We start from the raw sequence: 11,166 nt of genomic DNA on the forward strand, positions 1-11,166 counted from the left end.
TAACATCATGCGGGCGGGAAACTCGGTCGGTCACACGTGCCTCCAGGGGGGTCAGAACTCAGAACCGACGCCAGGCCTCGTCCGCTAGGGACGATGCCGCCAGGTTGATTTCCGGCGAAGTTGGACAGGTTCGGCAAGCGTAGGGCCCATCTCCCTCGCTACGCCAGCGGTCACCCACGCCCCCTGATCACACTCACCCCGTACCTTCGGCGCAGCCGGGGAAAACGCGACCTTAACGCACGTAAACGTTTGGGATGACGCCGTCCGGCAGCCCCCGGCAGTGGCTCGAGGTGATTTTTCCCTCCCACTGGCACCGCCCGTCGGGGCTACCTCACAAGTACGAGATTGGCTCCCCCGGCTTCGATCGCGGTCGCGAAAGAAGCCGGAAAACGTCCTCCGGCACGGGTGAGCCTCGGATCCCGACCAACATCGACAGCATGAACATTGGTCACGCAGGGTATCCACAACGGCAGCGCACAGTTTCGCCAGCGGCCCGCGGCCTGCCCCGGAGGGATGGAGTTCCCCGCTCCCTGCACGGACCACCCATCCCATGGTGCCGCTCCACGACGACGACACATCGAGCGCGGACACCATCGAGCGCGGCCGGGGCCCGCGATGTGGCCATGCGCCGATCATCGACCGGCCGAAGCCCCCGGTCGAAGCCACGGCGGGAGACCAAAGCCACGGCAGGAAAGAGGTAGAGGTACGAAGGCGATGACCTTGGGGCGGTCGGTCTTCCTGGTCGTGATGGGTGCCATCCTGCGCTACGCGCTCACCTGGCGCACCACCGGAGTGGATCTCCAGATTCTGGGCCTGATCCTGATCATCATGGGGATCGTGACATCGATGATCTGCCTGCTCCATGCCTTCCTGCCGGCACCGGCACGGGCCACCGCGCGTACCCGCGGACCGGGGCGGACACCGATCGGGCCTGGTCCCGGCCCGATCGGGCGGTACCTCGAACGAACGGCGGCGCTCGGCACATACCGGTACGGCCCACCGCAGCCCGGGTCCGACACGATCCAGACGGATGCCGGCTACCTCGATGCCGGCTACACGGGTCCCGGTCACACGGGTCCCGGGTATGACTATTTACAATAGACGCAATTCGCGCGCACGATGTACAGCATCGCGACGCCGTGGCACGTCGAGCTTGCGGTAGATGCTCTTCAGGTGCGTCTTCACCGTGTTCACGGAGACGAAGAGCTCGGCGGCGATCTCGGCGGTCGTCAACATCGTCGGCAGATAGCTGAGGACCGCGAGTTCCCGGTCGCTGAGCCGGTCACCCGCCCCGGGTCCCCGCCCGTCCATGGAACCGGGTGAGCGCTCGCGCGCCTCTGGCTGCCCTAGAGAGATCGGACTCGTTCCCACCCCAAGGCCGTGGCCCGCCGGACCGGAGCGAGGGCCGCGCGGGACGTCGGCCCCCTGACGGTCACAGTTAGGCGGCGCCGAGCGCGCCGCGGGGGTCATAAGGGCCGGACGTGCCTTTCGCCCACTCATGACGGGTTGACGTGGGGTGGCCGGCCACGCGGGAGCGGGCACCGCCACCTCTCCGCTCGGCATCCCCCCGCTTGGCGCCCCCAGGCCGGCCACCCCCACGGGCGGCACCCCCAGGGGCGGCACCCCCGCCCCGGAGACGGCCATGACCGGTCCGCCGTCGGTCGGCGTCCGCGGATTCACCGCGGCGGCGGACGCCATCGTGGCCAGGGCCCGCAGAGTCGACACGAAGAACGGATGTGCGGCGGAGAGACCGGGATGGGCATCCAAGATCGCCAATGGTTCGCCGCCGAATTCGAGAAACGGGCCAGCGAGTCCCTCGTCCTCGGCGAGCGCGAGGGCACGCGCCAGCAGGTCGGTGGCACGCCCGTGGTCGTCACGCCGCGCGGCCGCCACCGCTGCCACCACACATGCCGACACCACCGAACCGCCTCCGCCGCCATCCGCCCGCAGCAGAGCCGCCACCGCGTGCTCCGCTCCCTCTAGATCAGCGCACGCGAGGTTCGCCCGGGCCGCCGCGAGCGCGAGAGCATGGTCCGGCCGGCGGGTGTCGGCCAGCTGTCCCAGCAGCTGCCGGGCAGCCTGGGCGTTCCCGACGGCGATCAGCAGGTCGGTCTCGGCGGCGCGCCACAGCGACAGGCACAGCGGCGGTCCGGCCGGCCGTCCTCGCGACGCCAGGAGACGGCGGGCAGCCCGCACATCGTCCGCCTCCCCACGCCGGCATCGTGCCCTCGCCTCCAGCACGACGATCAGATCGAGCAGGTATGGAGGATGCGCCGGGGTGAAGGCCATCCGCGCGAGGTCGAGATGGTGCGTGACGCGCACGTCGTCGACCCGGGCGGCCGCCACCATCGCATGGGCGAGATGCGCCTCGACCAGGCCGGCCGGCATGTCGGTCAAACCATCCGAGGATGCGGGGACGGCCGTGGGATCGACCGGGCTGGCAGTGATCACAGCGGCGGTGGCGACCGCCACTGCCGCGCTGGACTCGGCCTGCCGCAATCGACCTCGCAGCACGTAGGCGAGAGCCATCGCCCCGGACGCCGATGCCTCGACCGTCCGCAGACCGCCATCCCGGGCCGCCGCCATCGCCTCCCGCAACGCCTCCAGCGCCAGGTCGGGACGGCCGAGCCAAAGCTCCGCCCGCCCGCGCGCACACCAAGCCACAGCCGCCACGATCCCGTCGGGACCACCCACGCCCCCGCCACCGCTGGTCGATCGCGCGACGATCCCGGCCGGGCGGTCCGGCTGGGCCCCACCGACGACGGAGCCGGGGCGGGCCGCGCCTTCCCCAACGTGATCATGTCGAACACCGGACGGCTCCAGTCCGGGACCTTCGGCGCCCCCGATGGCCCCGATGGGACCGGCAGGACCAGCAGGGCCGGCAGGACCAGCAGGCAGGAACCGGGGATCTCCCGGCGGCCGCACGCCGACGGGCGGTCGTGGCCGGACCTTCCCCGCGGCCTCCGCCCGCCCCGTCACGCCGGCAACCGCCGGATCAACCGGCTGTGGCACGGCGCCCGGCCTGCCCGGGGACCGTAGCAACCGGCGGGTGATACTCAGCATCTCCTCGCACGCCCCGGCGAGCTCCGCCCGGCGCAGGTCGACAAGATCGGCTCGGACCACGAGCGCGCGACGACGGGACACGACCGCCGCGGCGATGCTCCCCCGGGCCACCTGCAGGCATCTGGTGGCCGCCCCCACCTGTCCCTGGCCCAGCCGGCCCACGGCGGCGACCAGTGCGCACTCCGGCGACCACAAGGCCGGGGAGTCCGGCATCGCCGTCATGATCGAGCCGAACCCCGCGGCGCCGCCGTGCAGGGCGTCCACCATCTCGGGCCCATCGACGAGCAGGCAGGCCGCGTACCACCAGTCCCCGGCATGCGCGGCGTGATGTACCGCATCCGTCGTCCGACGGTGCGCGGCGAACCAGATCGCGGCTCGCAAGTGGAGCTCATCGGTGTCCTCGTCGCCGTCCGCGGCCAACGCGGAACGCAGCACCGCGGCAAGCAGCCGGTGAAAGCGGAACCATCCGCCGTCGTGGTCGAGCTCAACCACGAAGCCGTCGGCGCGCGCGAGTGCCGCCAGAACTTCCTTCCCGCTCACCCGCGCACCTACCGTGGGTGCCGGCGTGTCCCCGGGGCCGCACTCGCCGGGCGGGCCCATCGCCATGCTCGCGGCGTCGGCGTCCGGCGGCGGCGCGGCACGCGAGCCGGTATCCGCCGCCAGGGCGCCCGCATCCATCCGCTCGGCCGCGACGGCGTCCGCCAGCGGCCCGGTCATGCGCTCCAGGACACTGGTCCGCAGGAGGAAGCGGCGTACCGGCGGCGGCTTACCGGCTATCACCTCGGCCTGCAGGAAATCGGCGATCGCGGGATGGCCGGCCACGGCGCCGGACAAACCAGCCGTGTCACCGAGGCCACCGGACGGGGATGCGACGGCCGCTTCCCACCGCCCATCCGCCCCCGGCAGTGGTCGTCGCTCCCGTGCGGCGAGCGCCCCGGCCGCCAGCCGCAGCCCGGCCGCCCAGCCCTCGGTGACGTGCACGAGACCGCTCACCGTCGCGGGCGACGCCGTGATCTCCTGCCGGCCCAGGAGGGCGGCGGCCTCCGCCCGGGTGAAGGCGAGATCCGTCGGGCCGATCTCGGTGACCCACCCGGCAGCCCGCAGCCGGTGCAGCGCCACGGGCACCGTCCGGCCCACCAGAATGATCCGGGCCCGGTCCGCGGCCGCGTCGATCAGCAGTTCGAGGCCGTCGAGGTCCGAACGCCGGGTGATCAGATGCACGTCGTCGAGGATCAGTATGAAGGACGCCGGGAGGTCGGCGAGGATGTTGGCGAGCCATCGGTAACGCCGATCACAAAGATCGTCGGCCGCGGGACCGTACCGGCTCCCAAGGCCCTCACCGGCCGGGAGCAGACCGTGTCGTCCCAGCCCGTGCAGCAGCTGCGGCCACAGTGGGAGGCCCGGCTCCCCGCCACGCGGGCCGGGGACGACCGCCGGATCGACCCGCACCCACACGATCGGCGTCTCCCCCCGCCGGCCCGCGGCCCAGGCCGCGACCAGCACCGTCTTGCCCGAGCCGGCCGGGGCCCGCACCACCGTGAGGGGCAGGGCGGTAGCGGCGTCGAGTGCGTCGAGCAGCCGTGGTCGATCGACATGACCCGGCGGGGTCGGCGGGGGGACGAACCGGTTCAGGAGCAGCGGCAGGCTTTCGGGACCGTCCGCGGGATCCTCCTCCCCGGGACGGAGAGCGGCATCCTCCGGACGGAGGGGCCGCCGACCCTCAAAGACGGCGGGACGGGTCCGGACGGAACCGGACATCGGTGACTGTTCGTCGAGCATCCGCACCACCCCCAGCGACAAGCTCGCGCTAGGTAGTGGTACGCCTACTCGGGCGACCGGGCAACCGGGCAACCGATCCGCACCGCCCGCCGTCGAGGGACACCCCGCCCGAGACCCGGCCCTCAGGCCGCGCAGTCCGAGCAGACGACGTGACGGACGTCCGCGAGCTGGCTGCGGTGCTGCACCAGGAAGCATCGGGTGCAGGTGAACTCGTCGGCCTGCCGGGGAAGTACCCGCAGCGACAGTTCCTCGTCGCGTACCTCCGCATCCGGAAGGTCCAGCTCGGCCTCGAGGGCGTCCATGTCGTCCCCCAGGTCCGCTGCCGCACCGGCGCGCTGCGCCTTGAGCGTCTCCAGGCTCTGTTCCTGGAGCTCGTCCTCCTCGACATCCGTGCTTCGCCGAGCGTCGAAGTCACGAGCCATGCGTCTCCTTCCTTTCCCTGCCATCGTTCACCCAATGGGTATGCCAACCCATCGGTCTTGGGTTTGGCCGAGCGTGAGGAGCCATGGAACACGGCACCTCAGGACATCGGCTGGTTACAGTACGCAGTGACCCCAAGGATTGAGGTGACGCGATGCCCTGTGTCCGCATTTCCGGGTGCCTCCACCACATCCAAGGGTCCCGGCCGGAACGCGGATCTCCAGAGCCGAGCGAACGATACGGGGGCGGAACCGCGTCAGGCCAGGCAGCACCAGGCTGGCGCGGTGTCACTCCCGCCACAGCCATGATCAAACATCACGACTCCGGTGGACCGCCCGCATCTCGATCGATGCGGCACCGTACACCACCTGGACGCCGCGCCGTCATCGGATGGTCGGAAAGGGCCACGCAAGCCTGGGGGCCGACCAGCCGGATCTAGAGATACAGACCTGTCAGGCCATCGTCCAACCGCTCCGCCGCGACGGCGTGCACGTCCCGCTCCCGCAACAGAACGTAGGTGGTCGAGCGCAGCTCCACCTCGGCCCGGTCCTCGGGGTCGAACAACACCCGATCGCCAACCTGGATGGTCCGCACGGCCGTCCCCACCGCGACGACGTCCGCCCAGGACAGGCGCTTCCCCATATGCGCGGTCGGGGGGATGACGATGCCCGCCTTCGACCGCCGGTCCACGGAATCCTCACGCGGCTCGACCAGCACGCGGTCGTGCAGGAGCCTGATTGGCAGCGCGCCGGACTGCATGACACCCGATTGCGTGCCCACCCCAGCCGCGCCGACCCCGTTGACACCGCCGGACACAACGTTCACAGGGTCGGACACTACCCGCCTTCCAATCACCGGTGACACCCCAGGCGGCATTTCACGACCGCCCGATCGACCGACCACGTCCGCCGGCCGGGACTTCCCACGCCTCCCGGCCGGCATCCATACACCCCACACCTCCCCACCGGAGGGCCCGCCCGGCCGTCCTGATTCCCCGCCAACGTTCCGCCGGGGAATGCCCTCGGGTGACGGGACGCGACGGAGAACGCGATACCCCCACTTCGCCTTATCGGAGCAGAGCCAGCCGAACCTCCCCGGATGGGGAATGGTCTCCCAACGCGGTATAAGCTGCCGCCCATCGCCGCCCGGGCTGGCGCTGACGGGGGGCGAGCCGGTCACCCCTCGATCGTCCGTTGGCGCCCAGGTAACCGTCGGCACGTAACGAACCTCAGGGATGGGGCACGATCATGGCATTGCGCATCAGCGTCGACCTCGATGGGCTACGCTGGGCCGATCTGTTCCGCTTCGTCGATCTCGCCCGCAGCGGCGGCATCAGCGCGGAGGACCAGGTTGACGTCATCACCTACGGCAGTGACCCGATGTCGGTCAGCCTGTCGGCCCGCATCTACCCGGTCTCCGAGGGGTTCCTCTCCACGGAGCAGTCGGATGCATCCGGCGACAGCATGCGCAGCGCCCCGCTCTCGGTCAGCCCCGGGTCCGGCAGCCCCAACGGCTCGGGGTTCGCCTACGACGGTTCCACCGACCGCACAGCCTCGGCCAACGGTGCCCACTACCCGGCGTTCGACAACGCCGCGGACCGTGCGGTCCCGCAGAGCAGCAACGGCCTGCCGTCCTCCTACGGACCCGGGTACGACGGATCCGCCGAGCGGGGCCTCCAGGCGGCGGGGGGTGGGCACTACCCCGCGTTCGACGGCCAGCCCGACCGCATGCCGCCGGGTGCGGGCGGGCAGTTCGCGGGTTTCGAGCCGTTTGACCGGTCCGCGCCAGGCAAGGAGCCCGGAGGTGCCTCCGGGCAGGTCGAAAGTCCCTACATCGAGGAGTTCGCCAGGCTTCAAGAGGGTCTGATGCGGCAGGTCCGCCGCACGGACGAGGTCCGGCCGGATCGGTCCTGATCTGCGATTAGCGCCTCCACGCGGCCACGCCGTCCGGACTCCGACTCGGACTCCGGCTCGGCATGACCATGCGGCCCGTCCCGGCGAACCCGCTTCCCATCCTTACCGCACGTAAGGGAGAGGGAACCATCGGCGGCATCTGGCACCGCGGGTCAGAAGCGGAACGTGAGTCAGCAGTGACGGTGAACCCGAACGGGCTACACCCTTCGTGCCCGCTGGCCCGCTATGGTGCATGCTGCCGGTGATGGAGGATTCGCGCCTTGCTGACGTCGAGCAGTATCACGGGCGGCTGCGCTCCGAGCTCGACGTCATCGCCCGTGGGCCGGTCCTGGTCGGCCCGAAGATCGTCGAGCATATTCACTCGCTGATCACCCTCATCGACTTTCATCAGCCGAATGAGTTCGACCTCTGTCTGAGCTGCGACCGTCTCTGGCCCTGCGCGTCGATCATCGCGATCACCGGCATGTCACCGGGCGCCGCACCGGACAGCCGGGCGGTCGACGAGGAGGTCGACGAGGAGGATGAGCAGGCCGCGGGCATCGGGCGAGCGGTCGCCGGACGGGCATCCGGCCGATCGGGTCCGGTCGCGTCTCCCGGCGCGGAACACCCCGGCCCGGATCCCCGGCCGGTGGCCCCCGAGGGGCGGGGAGCCCGTCCCGGGCCACCCCACCGCGAGCACCCCGCCACCGGCGACGAGGCCAGGATGTTCCCTCCGGCGCGCCCCGCGGCCAGGCCGCCCGCGCCACCGCCACCGCCGCCACCGCAGTCACCGGTCAGGCCGCCTGCCCCAGTTCCTGGACAGTTCCCCGAGCCGATGCCCGGGGCAGCTGCCCACCTGTCCATGGGGTCCCCGGCAGACTCCGACCACCCGCCGTCCGGGGGACACTCCGACCGTTCGGGCTACCCGCCCCCGGACGCCCACCCCGCCCAGCGGGGTGCTCCGCGGCCAACCGGTGCCCGGCCACGACTGCCCGGCGGGCGGCAACATGCTCCGAACGGATACTCCTCGGACCGGTATCCGACGGGCGGGTACCCCACGGACCGGGACCGGGACCGGTCCACCGCGGACAGCTACCCGCCGGCCGTAAACCCATCGGTGGCCCGGGGCGATGTCGTCGTGCCGTCGTCCCGGCCCGCTCCCTCGATCTCCGGTCCGGTCGAGATGGCCACGGCCAGGGTCGAGACGCCGCGCCCGATGACCGGAACCGGAACCGGGCCGGGCGGCCCGTCAGACCCCGGTCACGCGGTGCCGGGGCCCGGACGCCACCAGGGCCGGCCATCACCCCAGCCGGGGCCGACGCCGCCGGAATCCATCCGGTCGGGATCTATGCAGCCGGGATCTATGCATCGCGGGCAGCCCGACCGCGGGCAGCCGGGCCCGGCCGAGTCCCCGGGACGCCCCGCGGGGAACAGGGCGAGAGCCTGGGTAGACCGTCCCCGAGCACCGGAGCGACGCGTGGAACCGGGTGGGCAACCGACGAGGGACCGGCCCGGCCCACGGCCCATCGGCCGTCCCGACCATCCCGGGCCGACCTCCGATCGGAACCCGACCCCGCCCGACGGGCGCGCCCCGGACGGAACCGGTGGTGTACCGCACGGCTCCGGTCGCCGGTACGCGCAACCCGGGATCGACCCGCCGAACTCGTCGCACCCCGGTCGGGCTGCCATGCCGCGAACGGCCGCACGAGCGGATGCGGATGCGGACATGGTGCCGCCTCCCCGCGGCAACCTATCGGCGGCGGCGGCCCGCATCGACCAGACCGCGGTCGACGAGGTCACGCGGGCCTGGATGGCTCGCCGCGAGTCGGTGCTGGACGGCATCGACGTCATCTGACGCCATCCCCCGACGCGGTCACCCGCTCGGCCGTCCCAGCGGGGGAGGCCGACCCGCCCCGGCGCGGCTCCCCGGCCCGACGCCCGGCCGGGGAAACGCCGACGCCGTCCTCGGCGCGTCGCGTCGCCCGGACGTCCCGGTCGCGGTATCCAGATGCATCGCGTGGCCGTTGCCTGGCTCGACGACCACAGAGGGTCAGGTTTGGGGGGGCGGTCATGGTGGCAGTAACGCGACGCGGCAGACCCCCGCACCGGGATGATGACCGTGCCTGACGACCCCACGGAAGGTGAGGCGTGGCCGAAGCTCTCAGCGCACGCTTCGACCTGCCCGCCGATCCCCGTGCCGCCAGCCGAGCCCGCCGGCTGGTCACCGAGCTGCTCGCCGCTTGGGGCCGCCCGGAGACCGTCGAGGTCGCGCAGCTGCTCGTCAGTGAGGTCGTGACGAACGCGGTGCGCTTCGTCGGTGCCCGCGCCGTCCTGTGCCTCACGCTGTCCCTGCGCGACGACCGGATCCGCATCGCGGTCGACGACGGAAGCTCGCTGTGGCCGGTGCTGAAACCCGCCCACGATGACGACGAGTCGGGCCGGGGCATGCATCTGGTCGCCGCGCTGGCGATACAGTGGGGTGTCGTCGAGATGCCGGACACCCGGGGGTCAGGCAAGCAGGTCTGGTTCGACCTGCCACGCCAACAGGATCCGATCGAGGCGGTTTGCGGCTCCTGACCAGGGCCGCCGACCGATTCCTCCCGAAGCGTCGTCGCGCGACTTCCGGTGGCTAGGTTAGCAATAAGGATGCTTCAGCTGCTGTTCAGCCAAGCCGCATACCGTCGAGCCGCGTACCGTGACGTACGTCTCCTCTGCATCACGACCGTGATCGCACCTGTCGATCCTACGGGGGTAGTCATCGAGACTCCGGTCCTGCTCGGCGCTGACAGCGCCGAGAGCGCCGCGCCCGCGCCCCCGCTTCCACCACCGGCGGTGTTGACCCGGCAGCTACTACGACGCTCTGGTGCCCACCCGGGCGGCAACTCCGACGACGTGGCTGCAACGGCACCGACCTCTGCAACGGCACCGAGGGTCGAGCTCGTCGCCTCCCCGGCCGGTGACGCCCACGTCTTCGCCGAGCCGCTCGCGCTCCGTCTCGGGCCGGTCCGATCGGCCCGGTCCCGGCGACGCAACGTCCTGCTCGCCGGTATGCTCGCCGTTCCCCTCACCATCCTGGCCGTGCGCTTCCGCGGCGACATGGCCTCACGGCTGGCCGGCGTTCCCGCGCCCCGCTGGCACTGGCTCGTCATCTGCGCGCTCTCCTCGGTCCTATTCTACTTCGCCAACGGCCTGTCCACGCGGGCGGCCAGCGGCCTGCGGCTCGAGCTACGCACCGCGACCGGCCTGCAGGTCGCGGCAGCGGCGGCGAACCGGATCGTGCCCGCGGGTCTCGGGGCCATCGTGGTCCATCTGCGTTTCCTGGAACGGCGCGGGATGACGCGTCCCGCGGCCTTGGCGGCCATCACGTCAATCAAGGTGGCCGGCGGGGTGGCGCACCTCGGGGGCATCGTCCTGGTCGCCGGCACCCTCAGCGACTCGGGCATCGGCGCGGCCCTGGCTAACCCGCTGCGGTCCACTGTCCAGGGGCTCGGGCCGGGGCCGTTCGTGCTCGGCTGTGGGGCGGTCTGCGCGCTCGTGACGGGCACCGTGGCCCATCCGCGGATCCGGTCGAAGGCCCGGCCGGCAGTGCGGGCCTTCGACACTCATCTGAAGATCCTCGCCCGTTCCCCGTGCCGGACTCTGGTGCTGCTGCTGTCCCAAATAGGGACACGCTTCTTCCAGATCCTCGCGCTCGCCTGCACGGTCTGGGCATTCGGCACCAGCATGACGTTGATGTCCGTTGCCGGGGTCTACCTCATCGGCTCGATGGTAGCCGGCGCGGCGCCGACAGCCGGCGGCATCGGCGCGATCGAACCGGCACTCGCCTTCGGGCTCGCGGCCGCGGGTGGTACAGCGGCGTCCATGTTCACCGCGGTCCTCGTCTACCGCCTGATCAGCTTCTGGCTGCCGGTGCTGCCGGGGATCCTCATGCTGGCCTGGCTGCGCCGCACCGGCGACCTGTAGGCGGGGGGCAGGGGGTCGGCGCGACCGCGGCCCGGGAGCGGCCCAGGCG

At 71.7% G+C, this 11,166-nt stretch carries 8 protein-coding genes; 5 read left to right on the top strand and 3 right to left on the bottom strand.

What is annotated here, in order from left to right; translation table 11 throughout:
• Positions 1 to 714: 714 nt before the first annotated feature.
• Entirely contained in the window at positions 715 to 1,101 is a 387-nt protein-coding gene (locus AC08OJ_RS02235; RefSeq protein WP_476591718.1) for a hypothetical protein, read from the top strand.
• Here the strand turns inward: AC08OJ_RS02235 and AC08OJ_RS02240 are convergent.
• The 3 genes from AC08OJ_RS02240 to AC08OJ_RS02250 all read right to left on the bottom strand — a co-directional run bounded on the left by AC08OJ_RS02240 (position 1,093) and on the right by AC08OJ_RS02250 (position 6,087).
• Positions 1,093 to 4,821 (bottom strand): winged helix-turn-helix domain-containing protein, encoded by a 3,729-nt coding sequence (locus tag AC08OJ_RS02240; protein ID WP_476594939.1) that lies wholly within the window; start codon positions 4,819 to 4,821, stop codon positions 1,093 to 1,095. The genes AC08OJ_RS02235 and AC08OJ_RS02240 overlap by 9 nt on opposite strands.
• Positions 4,822 to 4,964: 143 nt before the next feature.
• Positions 4,965 to 5,264 (bottom strand): DUF4193 family protein, encoded by a 300-nt coding sequence (locus AC08OJ_RS02245; protein WP_011435374.1) that lies wholly within the window; start codon positions 5,262 to 5,264, stop codon positions 4,965 to 4,967.
• Positions 5,265 to 5,697: 433 nt separating this feature from the next.
• Positions 5,698 to 6,087 carry a GroES family chaperonin gene (locus AC08OJ_RS02250; RefSeq protein ID WP_476594940.1) on the bottom strand — a complete coding sequence of 130 codons (390 nt, stop codon included), beginning with the start codon at positions 6,085 to 6,087 and terminating at the stop codon, positions 5,698 to 5,700.
• Between the two features lie 422 nt (positions 6,088 to 6,509).
• Here AC08OJ_RS02250 and AC08OJ_RS02255 point away from each other — a divergent pair, with 422 nt between their 5' ends.
• The 4 genes from AC08OJ_RS02255 (at position 6,510) to AC08OJ_RS02270 (ending at position 11,117) form a co-directional block, all read left to right on the top strand.
• On the top strand, positions 6,510 to 7,175 hold the full coding sequence (locus AC08OJ_RS02255) for a hypothetical protein (protein WP_476594305.1): 666 nt from the start codon (positions 6,510 to 6,512) through the stop codon (positions 7,173 to 7,175).
• A gap of 1,705 nt (positions 7,176 to 8,880) precedes the next feature.
• On the top strand, positions 8,881 to 9,009 hold the full coding sequence (locus tag AC08OJ_RS02260) for a hypothetical protein (protein WP_462186757.1): 129 nt from the start codon (positions 8,881 to 8,883) through the stop codon (positions 9,007 to 9,009).
• A gap of 293 nt (positions 9,010 to 9,302) precedes the next feature.
• On the top strand, positions 9,303 to 9,731 hold the full coding sequence (locus AC08OJ_RS02265; RefSeq protein ID WP_476594941.1) for an ATP-binding protein: 429 nt from the start codon (positions 9,303 to 9,305) through the stop codon (positions 9,729 to 9,731).
• A 147-nt stretch (positions 9,732 to 9,878) separates the two neighbouring features.
• Positions 9,879 to 11,117, top strand: a complete 1,239-nt coding sequence (locus tag AC08OJ_RS02270; protein ID WP_476594942.1) for a lysylphosphatidylglycerol synthase transmembrane domain-containing protein — start codon at positions 9,879 to 9,881, stop codon at positions 11,115 to 11,117.
• Positions 11,118 to 11,166 lie beyond the last annotated feature (49 nt).

The sequence above is a fragment of the Frankia sp. CgKIO3 genome (genome assembly GCF_977946435.1).